This is a genomic window from Psychromonas sp. KJ10-5 (assembly GCF_055808325.1).
The window spans coordinates 805,873-822,976 of sequence record NZ_CM147864.1; the positions used below are offsets into that span (position 1 = coordinate 805,873).

Genomic DNA, 17,104 nt, shown 5'->3' on the forward strand with positions numbered 1-17,104 from the left:
TAAAATGGAAAACTTAAATTTAAACCGTCACATTTCAGGTCAGTTTAATACTGAGCTTGAAAGTGTGCGTAACCAAGTTATGCAAATGGGTGGTCTAATTGAGCAGCAATTAATTGATGCATTAACAGCAATGGCTGATAACGATTTAGAGCTAGCACGTGAGGTAATTGTAAAAGATAACGAAGTTAATCAATTTGAAACACGTGTTGACCAAGAATGTTCTCGTATCATTGCTAAACGTCAACCTGCTGCATCTGATTTACGTTTAATCTTAACGATCATGAAAACCGTCACAGAGTTAGAGCGTGTCGGAGACAGTGTTGCCGCTATCGCAAAAATGGCGATTGAAAACCATGGTAAAAAAGTACCGTCACTGATTGGTTTAGAAAACATGGGGCAGATTGTTATAAAAATGCTGCATAATTCACTGGACTCATTTACGCGTTTAGATCTTAATACCGCGATTGCAGTGCATAATGAAGATAAAAAAGTAAATCGTCAGTATGAAAGTATTTTACGTGAATTAATGACTTTTATGATGGAAGATCCACGTTCTGTGCCGTTTGTACTTAACGTATTAGCGTCAGCGCGTGCTATTGAGCGTATCGGTGACAGATGTCAAAACATCTGTGAACAAGTTGTTTACTTAGTCAAAGGTATCGATGTACGCCATGCAACAGAAGAAGAGATCAATTCACTGATTGAATAAAGCGCTGGTTTGAACACTTCAAAAGCGTAGATAATTTGATTATCTACGCTTTTTTCATTTTAACGACAAACCTTTGCAGCCTATGTAGCATCAGGTATACTGCGCCTTTTATTTACTGGAACCGTTACATGAAAGTTGCTGATTTTTCTTTTCACCTCCCTGAAGAATTGATTGCGCGTTATCCAATGCCTGAACGTACTAATAGCCGTCTACTTTCATTAGAGGCTAATAGCGGCCAATTACAACATTTAAATTTCACTGATATTATCGACTTAGTGAACGAAAAAGACCTGCTGATCTTCAATGACACACGTGTTATTCCAGCGCGTTTATTTGGTACTAAAGAAACAGGTGGAAAAATAGAAGTACTCGTAGAGCGCGTGCTCGATGAAACGACTTTTCTAGCACATGTACGCAGTTCAAAATCCCCAAAACCAGGTTGTAAATTATTACTTGAAAACGATGTCAAAGCAGAGATGGTGCAACGTCAAGGTCCTTTGTTCGAAATCAAAGTAGACAGTGATGAAACTGTGTTACAAATACTAGAGCGTATCGGGCATATGCCATTACCTCCTTATATTGATAGACCCGATGAAGATGCAGATAAAGAGCGTTATCAGACTGTCTATAACAAAAATCCAGGTGCGGTAGCTGCCCCAACGGCGGGTTTACATTTTGACCAAGCTATTCTCGATAAAATAGCAGCTAAAGGTGCTGACTCTGCTTTTGTTACGTTGCATGTTGGTGCGGGCACATTTCAGCCAGTAAAAGTAGATAATATACTCGATCATCAAATGCACAGTGAGTATGCCGAAGTATCGCAGCAAGTAGTGGATAAAATTATTGCAACAAAAGCCGCTGGTGGACGAGTTATTGCTGTAGGCACTACCTCTGTCAGATCCATTGAAAGTGCGGCAAGTGTTACCTTAGCAAAAGGGCTACCATTAGCGCCGTTCTTTTCTGAAACTAGTATTTTTATCTATCCAGGGTATGAGTTTCAACTGGTTGATGCAATGGTGACTAATTTCCATTTATCGGAATCAACTTTGCTGATGTTGGTTAGTGCTTTTTCTGGTAAAGAGAATATTGACCATGCATACCAAACAGCAATACAAGAAAAATATCGTTTCTTTAGTTATGGCGACGCCATGTTCTTAACTAAAAAAACGGCATCATAAAATAAAACGCTAAATGCTAACTCATTGTATCGATGAGCCATAAATTAGCGCTTGTTCAATAAAAATCAGACTGTTTCTCTGATAAGGAAAACCATGAAATACGAATTAATTACAACTGATGGCCGCGCACGTCGTGGTCGTTTAACCTTTGACCGTGGCACTGTTGAAACGCCAGCATTTATGCCTGTTGGAACTTACGGTACGGTAAAAGGGATGACACCTGAAGAAGTGGATGCAACAGGTGCTGAAATTTTATTAGGCAACACTTTCCATCTTTGGTTACGTCCAGGGCAAGAAGTGATCCGTCAACACGGCGATCTCCATGACTTTATGAACTGGAAAGGCCCGATCTTGACGGATTCAGGTGGTTTCCAAGTATTCAGCTTAGGTAAAATGCGCAAAATCAAAGAAGAGGGGGTTTACTTTAGAAGCCCTGTAAATGGTGACCAAGTCTTCCTATCTCCAGAAGTGTCAATGGATATTCAATATGACCTTGGTTCTGATATTGTGATGATTTTTGATGAATGCACTGCTTACCCTGCCACTGAGCAAGAAGCTGATGTATCAATGAAATTATCATTACGTTGGGCAGAACGAAGCCGTAAACGTTTTGATGAACAAAAAAACCCGAATGCACTGTTCGGTATTATTCAAGGCGGTTGTTACGAGCATTTACGTGATGTGTCTTTGGATGGCCTAACGAAAATTGGTTTTGACGGTTATGCCATTGGTGGGTTAGCTGTAGGTGAGCCAAAAGAAGATATGCACCGCATTTTAGAATATATTGCACCTAAGATCCCTGAAGATAAACCTCGTTACCTAATGGGCGTAGGTAAACCTGAAGATCTTGTTGAAGGTGTGCGTCGTGGTGTTGATATGTTTGACTGTGTAATGCCAACACGTAATGCACGAAATGGCCATCTATTTACTACTGACGGTGTGGTTAAAATTCGTAATGCTAAGCATCGTGAAGATAAAAGTCCATTAGATGCAGAGTGTGATTGTTACACTTGTAAAAACTATTCTCGTGCTTATTTATACCATCTTGACAAGTGCGGGGAGATCCTCGGTGCTCGCTTAAACACGATCCATAACTTACGTTATTACCAACGTTTGATGAAAGGTTTGCGTGATGCCATTTCAGAAGGTACATTAGACGAGTTTGTTGATATATTTTACAAGCGAATTGGAAAAGAAAAACCAGTTCTAAATAATTGATAACACAACATTATTACCAAACCATTAGATAGTTTAATTTTTATACAATAAAGGATATAACATGAGTTTATTTATCTCTCAAGCACATGCAGCAGCTGAAGGCGCACCAGCAGATGGCGGCGGCATGCAAATGATTTTTATGTTGGTTGTTTTTGCAGCTATTTTCTACTTTATGATCTACCGCCCACAAGCGCGTCGTACTAAAGAGCATAAAAACCTGATGGAAAGCATCAGCAAAAATGATGAAATATTAACAACGGGTGGTTTAATCGGCCGTGTTGCTAAAATCAGTGCTGAAAGTGAATACGTTCAAATAGAGTTAAATGAAAATAACACTATCGTAATCAAAAGAGATTTTATTACAGCTGTATTACCAAAAGGTACGCTGAAATCAATCTAAATTAAAAAGGCAGGTTATCCTGCCTTTTTGACGACTAACATCGTAATAAAGTATTTCTCTATGCTGTGATGTTAGTCTTTTACCTTTAGCGTCAATTAAAGGACATTATCGTGTTAAACAAATACCCTCTTTGGAAGTATTTACTACTCGGGTTTATCGTTTTATTTACCCTAGTTTATGCTGCTCCAAATCTTTATGGTGAAGATCCTGCTGTACAAGTTTCGGCCACTCGTGGTGCTAAAGTTGAACTATCTACTTTAGACAAAGTACAAGATATCCTTAAACAAAATAATATCTCACCAAAATCTACCGTTTTAGAAGATGGACAAATTCTTGTTAGATTGACTTCAAGTGAAGATCAATTATTAGCTAGCGAAGCAATCAGTGCGAATATTGGTGATGGCTTTGTGACAGCGCTTAACTTAGCCGCAGCAACTCCTGCATGGTTAGAAGCCATTGGTGGCGGGCCATTAAAGTTAGGCTTAGATTTACGTGGTGGTGTTCACTTCTTAATGGAAGTGGATATGGACGAAGCGATTAGTAAAGAGCAAGATCAGCTAGTTCAAGATTTACGCTCTGAATTGCGTGAACAAAAAATCCGTTATCGTGGCATTGAAAAAGCATCAACACAAACGGGCGTGATTGTTCGTTTTACTTCTCAAGATATCTTAGATGATGCGGTTGATTACTTGAAGCCACTGAACCCAGGTTACAGCTTTGCAGAAAAAGAGACGGGCGGGACTTTCTACCTCACCGTTAGCATGACAGATGAAAAACTCAAGTCTGCAAAAAATGATGCATTGGAGCAAAACTTAAGTATTTTACGTAACCGTGTTAATGAATTAGGTGTAGCTGAACCATTAGTACAACGCCAAGGTGAAGATCGTATTGTAGTTGAACTACCTGGTATTCAAGATACTGCTCGTGCTAAAGAGATTTTAGGTGCGACAGCAACGTTAGAATTCCATGCGGTTGATTCTGATACTGATGTGTCTGATGCATTAGCTGGACGAATTCCTGCATCTTCTGCGCTATATAAAGAGCGTGATGGTTTACCTGTTGTTGTTAAGAAGAAAATTATCTTAACGGGTAATCACATTGTTGATGCACAGTCTGGTGCAGATGAATATGGCCGTGCACAGGTTAATATTTCTTTAGATTCTCAAGGCGGCAGTAAAATGTCTCGCTTTACTAAAGATAATATTGGCAAGCCAATGGCAACGTTATTTATTGAGTATTTACCAACAGGTAAGAAGAAAGCAAACGGTAAAGCTGAAACTGAAAAACGTATTGAAGTTGCAAACGTAGCAACTATTCAAGCTCAATTAGGCCGTAGTTTCCGTATTACTGGTTTAGATAACACTGCTGAAGCACATAACTTAGCATTGTTACTTCGAGCAGGGGCTTTAACAGCACCAATTCAAATCGTTGAGGAGCGTACTATCGGTCCAAGCCTAGGTCAGCAAAACATCGATAATGGTGTTAAAGCGATGATTTATGGTTTATTAGCCGTTGTGCTGTTCATGCTTATTTACTACCGTAAATTTGGCGTAGTCGCAAATGCAGCTTTGATCTTAAACCTCGTCATGATTGTTGGCTTCATGTCGCTTATTCCAGGGGCAACATTAACACTACCAGGTATCGCAGGTATTGTACTAACGATTGGTATGGCGGTTGATGCTAACGTGCTTATTTTTGAGCGTATTCGTGAAGAGCTAAAAGCAGGTAAATCTGTTCAGCGCTCAATAAACGAAGGTTACTCAAATGCATTATCAACTATTGCAGATGCAAACATCACTACCTTTATTACAGCGGTTATCTTATTCGCAGTAGGTACAGGACCAGTGAAAGGTTTTGCGGTAACACTAGCAATTGGTATCTTAACTTCAATGTTTACATCTATCTTCGGTACACGTGCAATTGTTAATGCCGTGTGGGGTGGACGTAATGACATTAAAAAACTTTCTATCTAAGCAGGGGGCACTATGTTTGAAATAATTAAAACGAAGCAAACAATTGGCTTCATGAAATTTGCAAATCCTGCAACCTGGCTATCTTTATTTTTGGTATTAGCCTCTATCGTAACCTTAAGTATTAATTGGTTAAATTGGGGATTGGACTTTACCGGTGGTACATTAATTGAGGTAGGTTTTGAACAGCCTGCAAATCTTGAAAATGTACGTACAACTTTAGCGGATGCTGATTTCCCTGATGCAGTTGTGCAACACTTTGGTAGTAGCCACGAAGTGATGGTGCGTTTAGCTCCTCGCGAAGGTGTAAAAGGGCAAGTTATCGGTAACCAAATATTAGATGCATTAACTAATGCAGATTTTGGTAACGTAGATATGCGTCGTATCGAGTTTGTTGGTCCAAATGTAGGTGATGAGCTAGCTGAGAATGGTGGTATTGCTATCATTATCGCACTGGTATGTATCATGTTATACGTAAGTATGCGTTTTGAGTGGCGCTTAGCAATGGGCTCTGTATTAGCACTTGCACACGATATCATTATTACATTAGGTGTTTTCTCGTTATTCCAAATTGAATTTGATTTGACGGTATTAGCAGCATTACTGGCGGTAGTTGGTTATTCGTTAAATGATACGATTGTTGTATTTGACCGTATTCGAGAGAACTTCCGTTTATTAGCAACAGATACGCCTTCTGATATTGTTGATAAATCTTTAACGCAAACATTGAGCCGTACTATTATTACGTCTGGCACGACTATCTTAACGTTAGTTTCATTGTTTGTGGTCGGTGGCGAACTTATCCATGGGTTCGCAACTGCTTTATTGATTGGTATTTTTGTTGGTACTTATTCATCAATCTATGTAGCAAGTGCATTAGCAATCAAATTAGGGATTTCTCGTGAGCATATGATTCCAGAAGTGGTGGAAAAAGAAGGTGCTGATCAAGACGCAATTATGTAATTGTTAAGATTATCTTTAATATTAAAAAAGCACTGCATCGCAGTGCTTTTTTGTCATAGCAACACTATTTTCAAACGTAATTGATTGATTAATTGTTCAATTGCAGGGCTAAAACTTTACATTATCTTAGATATAGTACACTCTTGAAACTCTTGTTTAGAAGGGTTAAATCATGCAAATATCTTTAAAAGCATTATTTCTAGTTTTCTCAGTTGTTACACTCACTGCTTGTTCAAGCTTTAATAATGAAAATGACAGTTACACACTAGCCGCCACGGGACAAGGAAATTCCGTCTTTCCAATTGCAACTCCAGTACAAGTCACTTATCAAGATGAAGTGAAATTGTTGCGACTTACTCAACTTATTTCAGATAAAGAAAATATTGATGATAAACAGCGTGCGGTGCTTCTGTACGAACGTGGTTTAATCTATGACCGTATGGGACTCAGTGCTCATAGTCGCTACGACTTTACTCAATCGATTAATTTAGATCCTACTCTTGCTGAGTCTTATAACTCACTAGGTGTCTATCTATTAATGGGCGAAGCTTACGATGAAGCCTTTGATGCTTTTGACTCTGCCATTGAACTGTCAGATACCATGCAATACAGTTACCTTCACCGGGCAATTGGTTTGTCATTAGTTGGGCGTTTAGATGGAGCACAGCAAGATATAGAACATTTCTATGATCTTGATAAAACGGACCCATATCGTGTTCTTTGGCGTTATATTATTAATTCTCAAGTTGATTTGCCGTCTGCAGAACAGCAACTAAATACAGTACAAAGAGAGCCGGAAGATAAACGTTTTGCTTGGGCGATTGTGGAAGTGATTAATGGTGATTTATCAGAGGAAGATTTCTTCGATAATATTGCTAATGGCATCCAAACCAATGAAGAATTGGCACAACGTTTATGTGAAGCTTATTATTATTTAGCGCACTGGCATATGAATAACAATGCTTTAGATAAAGGCATTTATTATTTAAAACTAAGTGCGGCAACCAATGTAAAAGACTTTATTGAATATAAATATTCACTGATTGATTTAGGCAATATTCAGAAAAAATTACAAGCTCAAGTGCAGAAAGCACAGCAAGCTGCTGAATAAAGCATAAATATAAAGATCAAAAAAATACCCGTAAAGCCATTCAATTTACGGGTATTTTTAGTTTTATGGCTGATATTCAATTAAATATCAGTTGGGTTTCTACCGACCTAAAGTCCCTTTAAAGTCTTCATAACCAAATTCATTCAATACTTCAATCTGCCCATTTACCTTTTCAAAGTAAATGCTCGGCATCTTCAAGCCATTAAACCAATTAAGTTTAACCATGGTATAACCGGCGCTGTCTAATAGGTGTAATTTTTGACCTATCTGTAAGGGGTGTGGAAATTGAGTTTCACAAAATTGATCGCCTGCTAAACAAGAACAAGATCCGATCACATAGGGGAACTGGCCATCTTTTGACGCTTCTTTTACCGAAGCGGGTTCATTATAAATTAATGTATCTAAACGATGTGCTTCTGTTGCGCTATCTACGATCGCGGTTTTCTTCTCATTCTCAACTATATCGATGACGCTGACGACCAGATCTGCAGTACGTGTAATGATTGCTTCTCCCGGTTCAAGGTAGACTTGTAGGCTATGTTTTTCAGCAAATGCTTTTAACGCTAAGCCAAGCTTTTCAATAGGGTAGCCTGGATAGGTAAAAAAGATACCTCCACCTAAACTCAACCAAGATAATTTATCTAAGTAAGCCGCAAAAGTAGAGGAGATATGATCCAATACAGCAATAAAAGCATCAACATCTTTATTTTCACAGTTCATGTGAAACATAAAGCCATCTACTTTATCGGTAACAGATAAGTCTAATAATGATTGTTTAACACCTAAACGAGAGTATGGGCGTGCTGGGTTCGCTAAATCTTGGCCTGCCACACTCATTTCTGGATTGATACGTAGGCCTAGCGAGGCATCATCTTTACATTTTGGGTAATGGTGAGTTAACTGTGATAATGAGTTAAAGATAATTTTATCTGACAGTGGTTTAACTGCTTCGATATCGGCATCGGAATAACCCACACTATAGGCGTGTGTTTCCCCTCCAAACTTTTCATGCCCTAATCTTACTTCATAAGGGCCTGAGCTGGTTGTGCCGTCTAAATAAGGTTTGATAGTGTCAAAGGTACCCCAAGTTGAAAAGCACTTTAAAGCTAGGACTAATTTAGCACCTGAGATATTTTTTAACTGTTTGGCTTTTTCAAGGTTATTGATTAACGCTTGCTCGTTAATCATGAAATAAGGTGTGTTTAAACTGTCTTTTGATGATTTATCAAGTACTGTCATAGTATTGTATTTACTCAGATAAAATGATGGCGAAGTGATCTCTTCGCCATAGTAAATAGAAAGGAGTTACTGATTATTCAGCTACTAGCTCCATCACTTCCCAAGTTAAGCCAATTTTTGGCATTAAGTCTAAGAAATGATCAGGGTTTAACTGTTCAACATTAAACAAACCTTTGTCACTCCATTTTCCTTGGAAGTAAAGTAATGCTGCAGTGATCGCTGGTACACCAGTTGTATAAGAAATCGCTTGGTGCTCGACTTCATTGTATGATGCTTTATGGTCACAAATGTTGTAGATAAATACGCTTTTTGCGACGCCATCTTTTTTACCACGTAACCAAGTACCAATACAGGTTTTACCTGTGTAACCCGGTGCTAATGATGTTGGATCTGGCAAGATCGCTTTTAATACTTTTAGTGGCTCAACAGTAATACCATCACATGTGGTTACTGGCTCTGTACTTAATAGGCCGATAGTACGCATAACATTGAAGTAGTTTAGGTAGCTATCTGAGAACCCCATCCAAAATTCAATACGTTTAGCTGGGATATATTCAGCCATTGAACGTACTTCATCATGTGCCATTGAATAGACTTTTTGCTTGCCTACGACTGGAAAATCAAACTCCATCATACGGCTATGGCAAGGTACTTGATGCCATTGCTTGTCTTCGTAATAAAAAGAGTCGCCTTGAATTTCTAGCATGTTTGTTTCTGGATCAAAGTTTGTTGCGAACTTTTGTCCATGGTCGCCTGCGTTGACATCCATCACATCTATACTGTCAATTTCATCAAAGAGATGTTTGTGTGCATAGGTAGCAAATACACTAACAACACCAGGATCAAAACCTGCACCTAAAATACCTGTGATGCCTGCTTCTTTAAATCGCTCAGCAAAAGCCCATTGGGGGTCGTAAGCTTCAGGAACTTGTTGGCCCGGGCTACATAAATCAGTCGCTACTGAAGTGTCTAGGTAAGCCGTTTTAGTCTGTACGCAGGCTTCCATGATCGCTACGTTAACCCATGGTGGTCCAGCATTAATCACTAAATCAGGTTGTACTTGATTGATTAATGCGACCAGTGCCGAAATATCATCAGCATCGACTTTAATGGCATTGATTGATTTACTGCTGTCTTTTAGATTATTACGACCTTTAATAGAAGTAATGATTTTCTCACACTTAGATAAAGTACGAGAGGCGATAGTTATATCGCCAAAAACATCGTTATTTTGTGCACATTTATGCGCTATCACCCATCCTACGCCACCGGCGCCTATTTGTAGTACAGACATGTTGATCCCTATATTTAATTCTTTCGTGTATTGCTTAGCTAACCACTACCATTAAAAGGTAGTGTTAGTAATCTCAGTTATAGTCTGTTGTTGTATTAAAACGACTTTTAATTTTTTACTGATTGATTAACCGCAAAGCAGTGGTTTCAATCTTAGTGATTAATGAATCAAAATCTGCGCTGGTTAAACATGGGTTTAATAACGTAAATTTAAGCACTAATTGACCATCAACTTTGGTTTCAGCAATAACCGCTTCACCGCTAGTTAATAGTTGTAAACGTAAAGTTTGATGTAATTTATTAAACGCGACATCATTAAGCTCTCCTTGGATTTTACCTGATAAGCGAAACAATACCGTTGACAGTAATGGCGTACAGCATAATTCAAAATGCGGATTTTGATTGATCTTATTTGCCACATCTTGTGTTAAAAAGAGTAGGTGATCGTAAAATTCACCAAACTGTTTCACGCCGACTGCTTTTAATGTCATAAACATTTTTAATGCATCAAAACGTTTAGTGGTTGCAATACTTTTATCCACCAAGTTAGGCAATTCGTCACCTTCGCGATTTAAATAATCAGCGTGATGTAAAAGGGTATTGAAGTTAGCTTTATCTTTAATCAATAAAGCACCACAACTGATTGTTTGATAAAACAGTTTATGGAAATCAACACTCACAGAATCTGCAAGTTCAATACCTTTAAGGCGATCTTTATGTTTTTCGCTTAATTGTAACGCCGCTCCATAAGCACCATCTACATGTGACCAACAACCTGCATTACGTGCGATATCAACCACAGCCTGTAAGTCATCGATTGCACCATGATCAGTGGTTCCCGCCATAGCTACTACAGCAAATGGTAGTAAATCTTGAGCTTTTAATGCATCAATGGTTAATTGTAATTCATCAACATCAATTTGCCCTTGCACATTAGTTTTAACTAATACTACACTGCGTTCACCTAAGCCCATTAACGAGGCTGATTTTTGCACTGTGAAATGACTTTTATCAGAGCATATAATTCGCATTTTTTGTGCGTAATCAGGCAAACCATCTTGTTGAACATCATGCTGTGACTGTTGGTACGAAAACCAATCTCGCGCTAATAATAAACCCATTAAGTTACTTTGTGTGCCACCGCTAGTGAAAACTCCATCGGCACGCTGACCAAGTTGGTAAGTTTCACATAACCAATCTACCATTTGTTGTTCAACAAAAGTGGCCGCAGGAGCTTGATCCCATGAGTCCATTGATTGATTTAACGCGGCAATAAAGTGCTCAGCTACAATCGACGCGATTAAAGGCGGCGTATGTAAGTGCGCAATGGTATGCGGGTGTTGTACCAATAATGAATTTTTAGCGATCAACTCGTTAGTGGTGTTGATCACCTCAGCTAACGGCGATGGTTTTGAAAAATCTACGGCATCAAGTTGCTGTTTTAATAATCTAGGCTCAAGACCAGAGTACGGCTTAGTTGCATGTTGAAATAAGCCATCAATAGCTGCTTTAGTCTGTGCAGTTGCTTGCTCAAAAGCTTGGTTTTCACCAAGCTGAGCAAAATATTCTGACCAGTTACTGGTTGCTGTCATTATTGTGCTTCCACTGCAATTTTGATTGCTTTTTCAATCGTTTCAATTACAAAGTTAATCTGTATTTCACTTATCACTAATGGTGGTAGGAAACGTAATACGGCGCCTTGACGTCCACCTTTCTCGATAATCAAACCTAACTCTAAGGCTGCACGTTGGATAGCAATTGCTAATTTAGGATCCGCTTCTGCTTGTCCTAGAGCATTCATTTCGCCTGGTTTAATAATTTCAATACCATTCATTAAACCACGACCACGTACTTCACCAATGTGTGGGAAGTTTGCTTGAACACGGCGTAAACCTTCACGAAGTTGTTCACCTCGTTTCGCGGCATTATCTGCTAAATTATCGCGTTGGATAATTTCTAATGTTTTAGCGCCACTTGCCATTGCTAATTGGTTACCACGGAATGTACCTGTGTGCTCACCTGCATTCCAGCAATCGAATTTCTCATGATAAAGAATAATCGACATTGGCATACCACCACCAATTGCTTTAGATAGAATAAGAATATCAGGTTCAATACCAGACTCTTCAAAAGCGAAATGATCACCACTACGGCCAATACCACATTGAACTTCATCAAAAATCAGTAAAATGCCGTGTTCTGTAGTAATACGACGCAGTTCTTGTAACCATTTTTTAGGAGCAGGTATTACGCCGCCTTCACCTTGGATTGGTTCAACAATAATTGCTGCAGGTTTAGTGATACCTGACTCGTCATCGCATAAGACTGATTCAATGTAACGAATGCTTTGTTTTGCACCTTCTTCACCACCTAAGCCAAATTTACAACGGAAATTGTAAGGGAATGGCATAAAGTGTACGTCAGACATTAAGCCTGTACGACGACTCTTAGAACCTAAGTTACCGGTTAACGCTAATGAGCCGTTAGTCATTCCGTGGTAGGCACCTTGGAACGACATCATCGTATTACGCTTAGTGTATAACTTCGCTAATTTAATTGAAGCTTCAACAGCATCGGCACCAGATGGGCCACAAAATTGAATACGTGCTGTTTTAGCGAAATTAGCCGGTAAAAACTGCATAACAGCTTTAATGAATGCATCTTTACTTGGCGTGGTTAAATCTAATGTTTGGTAAGGTACACCCATGTTGATTTGATTAATCAATACTTGGTTAATTTCGCTGTGGTTGTAACCTAATGGTAATGCACCTGCACATGCTAAACAGTCTAAATACACTTGACCTTTAGTATCCTCTACGATCGCACCACGACTACTTTTTATCGCAATTGGTAAACGACGTGGGTATGAACGCACTTCAGATTCATAGTGTTCTTGACTTAATAACACTTCATCGGGTGTTAAGTCATATGGTGAAGTGACAACAGGTACTTCTGAATCGTTTAAAGAGTGACATTCTGGTGCTAAATTTAGGACGTTTGGCATTTTACGCTCCACTAAATTGGAAAAATTAAAATACATCAATTTATGAAAATAAATTGAGTAAATAGGGTATAGCAATAAATTAATTACAAATATTCGGTACGGATTTACAGTGCTTAAGGCTAATTGCTCAAGGTTCGACTGTACGTTCTCGATGTTGTAATGAGTATTGTTTTTGGGGGTTAAAATAACGATTCAGAGATCTAGATGAGTCAATGTTAAGTGTTTGCATTGTATAGGCCTCCGTTTAATAGTTAATCGTTAAAATAATTTGAGTTGAATTTGAAAACGCGCGCATTTTATCATCGTTTTTAGCCAGTGCAAGCTTAAAAAACAGGTTTATTTAAATTAAAATTGTCCATGTTTTTATGTTGTTGATATTAAATAGGTTAACTTATATATTGCTTGAATAATAGACTTTTTATTTGTGTGCTTTTTTAGTGATTTTGTTGTGTTTTTGAGGGGTGAATCAATACTCTACAACAAAACTCTGCGGTTTATTGTTTGCAATTGCTTGTTTAGTTTAAAATGGTTCTCCTTTTGGTCATATTTTTATTATCAAATTTTTCTGTAATAAGCGAGTTCATGTGTCAAACAGTAAACAAATTTTAGTGGTCGATGACGATAAAACAATCCGGGAGTTATTATCGGAGTATTTAAGTAAAGTTGGGTTTTCAGTTATCTCGGCTGAAGACGGCATTGAGATGGAAAAACAGTTAGCTGTACATCAACCTGACTTGATTGTATTAGATATTATGATGCCCGGTGATGATGGCTTTGTTTTATGTCAACGTGTTCGTCAAACCTCCAATGTACCTATTATTATGTTGACTGCTAACTCCGATGAAGTGGACCGAGTGTTAGGGTTAGAAATTGGTGCAGATGATTATATGGCTAAACCATTTAGCCCACGTGAATTACTGGCACGTATCAAAGCTTTATTACGTAGAAGTGCATTCCATAAAGCGGCGATTGATTCAGTGAAGCCTCGCTTTATAAAGTTTGCACAATGGAAACTGGATGCATTACAACAAACCTTATTACATGAGAATGGCGAGAGTTTGCCGCTAACTGGCGCGGATTTTCAATTGTTAATGTTATTTTTAGAAAACCCAAATCAAGCTATTTCCAGAGATAAAATTTGCCAAACCTTACATGGCCGAGATGCTTTCTCTAATGAACGCGCTATTGATGTCCATTTAAGTCGTTTGCGCCAAAATTTAGGTGACGATGCAAAGCACCCGCAAATTATTAAGACAGTACGCGGCGCTGGTTATGTTTTCATTGCAGAAATACAACCACTCATAGAATAATCATACTTGGTAAAACATGGCCTATATTAGAAAACTATTTGGATCCTTGATCTCGCGAATGCTGTTACTGACCATTGTTTCGGTGGTTTTGGCACAAAGCTTGACCAGTCTATTTTGGGTAACGCAAATTGCTGATACTGAGAAAAATGCGGTGATAGCCAATGCCCAAAACTTAGCCAATAGCGCAGTGAGTACTATTTCCTTTTTTCAAAAATTACCCAATAGTTATCGCCACTTGGTTTTAGAGCAACTTCGCGACCTAGGTGGCTCTCGTTTCTTTGTGTCTTTAAATAAAAAGATGATCGATATTAATCCTATTAACGACAGTGATTTAAAACAGCAAGTGCTAAGGGATATGAAGAGCATTGTGCAGAAGAAGTTGGGAGAACATAGAACCTTGTATTTAGAGTTTTCTAGCCCAGATGACCTACATGTTATTAATAATAATATTCTACTCAAAGATTTACCGCCATCTTGGGGTGCCTATAGTTTAATGATTCCGTCGGTAAGCCCGCCAATTTTGGTGTTGCAAATGGAGTTAGGTGAAAACGAATGGTTATATCTAGCAGCTGTATTACCGCCTCCGTATCTATTAGATGATCCTTCTCCAATCTCAACACAGCAGTTTGTGTCAATTACGGTTACTACTTTTATTCTATTAACTTTTATCTATCTGATCTTTTATTGGCAAACACAGCCATTAAAGAATTTAGCGTCGGCGGTTGGGGAGTTTAGTATTGATTTCACTAAGCCACCTTTAGTAGAACAAGGGGCGACGGAAATTGTTGCGGCTACACGTGCCTTTAATCATATGCAGCAAAAGCTACAAAGTTATATCAAAGATAGGGAAGAGGTATTTCGTTCAATCTCCCATGATTTAAAAACACCAATCACCCGTTTACGTTTACGCGCAGAATTATTAGAAGATGAAAAACAAACGGATGCTTTTAATGTTGACTTAGAAGACCTAGAAATGCTGGTTAAAGCGGCATTACAAACAGTGAAAGATACCAATATTCATGAAAACATCGACAATATTAATATTGATAAGCTATTAAAACAGATCGTCGGTACACAAAAAGATTTGATTCGATTGCATATTAATACCAAGGATACGTTTCGAGGAAAACCTCATGCACTAAAAAGAGCGTTATCTAATGTCATCGATAATGGCGTGAAATATGGCGGAAAAGTGGATGTGTTTGTTAAAGACTCTGCTCATTCATTAGTCATTACAGTGAGAGATCAGGGCCCTGGTATTGCTGAATCAGATTTAAGTTCAATCTTTACCCCTTATGTTCGTTTACACAATGATAAACAAGGGCATGGTTTAGGCTTAGGTATTGCTCGTAATATAATCCAAGCACACGGAGGGGAAATTCATTTGTTTAATCATCCACAGGGTGGCTTAGCTGTATGTGTTATTTTACCGAGAGCATGCTAATGAACAAAAAAAACTTAATTTCTGTTTCTTCATTTGCTTGTATTAGTGCTTTTGTTTTAAGTACTACAGTAAGTGCTGCACCTTTTGAAGTCTTACACTGGTGGACTGAGCCTGGAGAGTTGCAATCAAAACAGGTGTTAGTTGATCATCTTAAAGTGAACGATATTGAGTTTGAAGATTTTGCGATTGTTGGCGGTGGAGGTGACGGTGCGATTCATGTGTTACAAATGCGCGCTTTATCAGGCACGCCACCTGAAGCCGCACAAATTAAAGGCCCAGATATTACAGAGTGGAATAAATTAAGCATGTTAGTGTCCATTGATAAACTGGTGGACACACGAGCTTGGACTAACTTTTTGCCTGAAGTCGTTATTGATCATGTCTCGGTAGACCATGAATATATGGGCGTGCCCATTAACATTCATCGTGTGAATTGGTTATGGTTAAATACAAAGATTTTTAAGCGTTTTGGGTTAGCAGCACCCACTACTTGGAAACAATTTTTTGCCGTGGCTGATTTTATCCAAGCTAAAGGGGTAAAACCCTTATCGATGGGAGGTACACCTTGGCAGGATGCTTTATTATTTGAGTCTGTGGCAATTTCTGTATTAGGCCCAGAAAACTACATCAAAGCCTTTGTTCACTTTGATAATAACGTGATTAACTCAGTTGCTATGGTTGATGCATTCAAGCTATTCAAACGATTACATCGTTATACGTCCATTGCTCAACAGGGGCAAGATTGGTTTTGGGCTTCTCAATCCTTTATCAATGATCAAGCGGCTATGTTCTTTATGGGGGATTGGGTTAAAGGCAGTTGGACAGCCGCGGGCAAAGAAGCGCTGAAAGATTATCGTTGTGTGCCAGCACCGGGTACGGATGGGGTCTTTAGTTATAATATTGATAGTTTTGTTTTGTTCAAAAAGGTTAATACGGATATCGAGCAGGCTAACCAAAAAATCTTTGTTGACACATTAATATCACCGGAGTTTCAAATAGATTTTAGTGTGGCAAAGGGATCTATTCCTGCACGTCAAAATGTTGATTTAAACCGTTTTGATAGCTGCTCAAAACAATCAGCCTATGATTTTGACCATAAGACAAAAGTACCATCATTCACTCAAAATATGGCAACCAGTAGTCATCAACAGGGACAAATCATTCAGTTGATCAGTGATTACTTCAATAGTGAATCACTGAGTGCAGAAGAAGCTGTGCAACAATTAGATGTAATGGTGAAAGCCTTAACTTCTAAATAAATAGGT

General features: G+C 38.5%; 14 protein-coding genes. 10 read left to right on the plus strand and 4 right to left on the minus strand.

What is annotated here, in order from left to right:
- Nucleotides 1-4: 4 nt before the first annotated feature.
- The 7 genes from phoU to nlpI all read left to right on the plus strand — a co-directional run bounded on the left by phoU (nt 5) and on the right by nlpI (nt 7,549).
- On the plus strand, nt 5-709 hold the full coding sequence (phoU, locus tag AC0L3W_RS03770) for a phosphate signaling complex protein PhoU (RefSeq protein ID WP_290039215.1): 705 nt from the start codon (nt 5-7) through the stop codon (nt 707-709).
- A gap of 128 nt (nt 710-837) precedes the next feature.
- Nucleotides 838-1,887: a tRNA preQ1(34) S-adenosylmethionine ribosyltransferase-isomerase QueA gene (gene queA / locus AC0L3W_RS03775; RefSeq protein ID WP_409439640.1), complete on the plus strand. Its 1,050-nt coding sequence runs from the start codon at nt 838-840 to the stop codon at nt 1,885-1,887.
- A 93-nt stretch (nt 1,888-1,980) separates the two neighbouring features.
- The gene (gene tgt, locus AC0L3W_RS03780; protein ID WP_290039217.1) at nt 1,981-3,105 is read left to right on the plus strand and encodes a tRNA guanosine(34) transglycosylase Tgt; all 1,125 of its coding nucleotides are present in this window, start codon (nt 1,981-1,983) and stop codon (nt 3,103-3,105) included.
- Nucleotides 3,106-3,166: 61 nt separating this feature from the next.
- Nucleotides 3,167-3,505: a preprotein translocase subunit YajC gene (gene yajC / locus AC0L3W_RS03785; protein WP_113817674.1), complete on the plus strand. Its 339-nt coding sequence runs from the start codon at nt 3,167-3,169 to the stop codon at nt 3,503-3,505.
- Between the two features lie 110 nt (nt 3,506-3,615).
- Nucleotides 3,616-5,478 carry a protein translocase subunit SecD gene (gene secD, locus AC0L3W_RS03790; protein ID WP_290039218.1) on the plus strand — a complete coding sequence of 621 codons (1,863 nt, stop codon included), beginning with the start codon at nt 3,616-3,618 and terminating at the stop codon, nt 5,476-5,478.
- Between the two features lie 12 nt (nt 5,479-5,490).
- Complete coding sequence (gene secF / locus AC0L3W_RS03795; protein WP_290039219.1) at nt 5,491-6,438, plus strand: protein translocase subunit SecF; 948 nt, start codon at nt 5,491-5,493, stop codon at nt 6,436-6,438.
- A 172-nt stretch (nt 6,439-6,610) separates the two neighbouring features.
- Nucleotides 6,611-7,549, plus strand: coding sequence for a lipoprotein NlpI (nlpI, locus tag AC0L3W_RS03800; protein ID WP_290039220.1), 939 nt, complete (start codon nt 6,611-6,613; stop codon nt 7,547-7,549).
- A gap of 99 nt (nt 7,550-7,648) precedes the next feature.
- On the opposite strand, the gene nspC is transcribed toward nlpI, so the two are convergent.
- From nspC to AC0L3W_RS03820, 4 genes are all read right to left on the minus strand, one after another.
- Nucleotides 7,649-8,788, minus strand: coding sequence for a carboxynorspermidine decarboxylase (nspC, locus tag AC0L3W_RS03805; protein ID WP_409439639.1), 1,140 nt, complete (start codon nt 8,786-8,788; stop codon nt 7,649-7,651).
- 73 nt (nt 8,789-8,861) lie between these two features.
- Complete coding sequence (locus AC0L3W_RS03810; RefSeq protein ID WP_409439638.1) at nt 8,862-10,082, minus strand: carboxynorspermidine synthase; 1,221 nt, start codon at nt 10,080-10,082, stop codon at nt 8,862-8,864.
- A 115-nt stretch (nt 10,083-10,197) separates the two neighbouring features.
- Complete coding sequence (locus tag AC0L3W_RS03815) at nt 10,198-11,673, minus strand: pyridoxal phosphate-dependent decarboxylase family protein (RefSeq protein WP_409439637.1); 1,476 nt, start codon at nt 11,671-11,673, stop codon at nt 10,198-10,200.
- Entirely contained in the window at nt 11,673-13,085 is a 1,413-nt protein-coding gene (locus tag AC0L3W_RS03820) for a diaminobutyrate--2-oxoglutarate transaminase family protein (protein WP_409439636.1), read from the minus strand. The genes AC0L3W_RS03815 and AC0L3W_RS03820 overlap by 1 nt, the downstream gene beginning before the upstream one ends.
- A 584-nt stretch (nt 13,086-13,669) precedes the next feature.
- Between AC0L3W_RS03820 and AC0L3W_RS03825 the strand changes: the two genes are divergently transcribed.
- Genes AC0L3W_RS03825 through AC0L3W_RS03835 form a run of 3 tightly spaced genes read left to right on the plus strand, consistent with a single transcriptional unit; the run spans nt 13,670 to nt 17,098 of the window.
- Nucleotides 13,670-14,395 (plus strand): response regulator, encoded by a 726-nt coding sequence (locus AC0L3W_RS03825; protein WP_290039225.1) that lies wholly within the window; start codon nt 13,670-13,672, stop codon nt 14,393-14,395.
- Nucleotides 14,396-14,411: 16 nt separating this feature from the next.
- Complete coding sequence (locus AC0L3W_RS03830; RefSeq protein WP_290039226.1) at nt 14,412-15,839, plus strand: ATP-binding protein; 1,428 nt, start codon at nt 14,412-14,414, stop codon at nt 15,837-15,839.
- On the plus strand, nt 15,839-17,098 hold the full coding sequence (locus AC0L3W_RS03835; RefSeq protein ID WP_409439635.1) for an ABC transporter substrate-binding protein: 1,260 nt from the start codon (nt 15,839-15,841) through the stop codon (nt 17,096-17,098). The genes AC0L3W_RS03830 and AC0L3W_RS03835 overlap by 1 nt, the downstream gene beginning before the upstream one ends.
- The last annotated feature ends 6 nt before the right edge of the window (nt 17,099-17,104 follow it).

Bases quoted from the DNA above. Each gene is read 5' to 3' on its own strand.
- phoU (WP_290039215.1), top strand. From the start codon at position 5: ATGGAAAACTTAAATTTAAACCGTCACATTTCAGGTCAGTTTAATACT.
- queA (WP_409439640.1), top strand. From the start codon at position 838: ATGAAAGTTGCTGATTTTTCTTTTCACCTCCCTGAAGAATTGATTGCG.
- tgt (WP_290039217.1), top strand. From the start codon at position 1,981: ATGAAATACGAATTAATTACAACTGATGGCCGCGCACGTCGTGGTCGT.
- yajC (WP_113817674.1), top strand. From the start codon at position 3,167: ATGAGTTTATTTATCTCTCAAGCACATGCAGCAGCTGAAGGCGCACCA.
- secF (WP_290039219.1), top strand. From the start codon at position 5,491: ATGTTTGAAATAATTAAAACGAAGCAAACAATTGGCTTCATGAAATTT.
- nlpI (WP_290039220.1), top strand. From the start codon at position 6,611: ATGCAAATATCTTTAAAAGCATTATTTCTAGTTTTCTCAGTTGTTACA.
- nspC (WP_409439639.1), bottom strand. From the start codon at position 8,788: ATGACAGTACTTGATAAATCATCAAAAGACAGTTTAAACACACCTTAT.
- AC0L3W_RS03810 (WP_409439638.1), bottom strand. From the start codon at position 10,082: ATGTCTGTACTACAAATAGGCGCCGGTGGCGTAGGATGGGTGATAGCG.
- AC0L3W_RS03815 (WP_409439637.1), bottom strand. From the start codon at position 11,673: ATGACAGCAACCAGTAACTGGTCAGAATATTTTGCTCAGCTTGGTGAA.
- AC0L3W_RS03820 (WP_409439636.1), bottom strand. From the start codon at position 13,085: ATGCCAAACGTCCTAAATTTAGCACCAGAATGTCACTCTTTAAACGAT.
- AC0L3W_RS03830 (WP_290039226.1), top strand. From the start codon at position 14,412: ATGGCCTATATTAGAAAACTATTTGGATCCTTGATCTCGCGAATGCTG.
- AC0L3W_RS03835 (WP_409439635.1), top strand. From the start codon at position 15,839: ATGAACAAAAAAAACTTAATTTCTGTTTCTTCATTTGCTTGTATTAGT.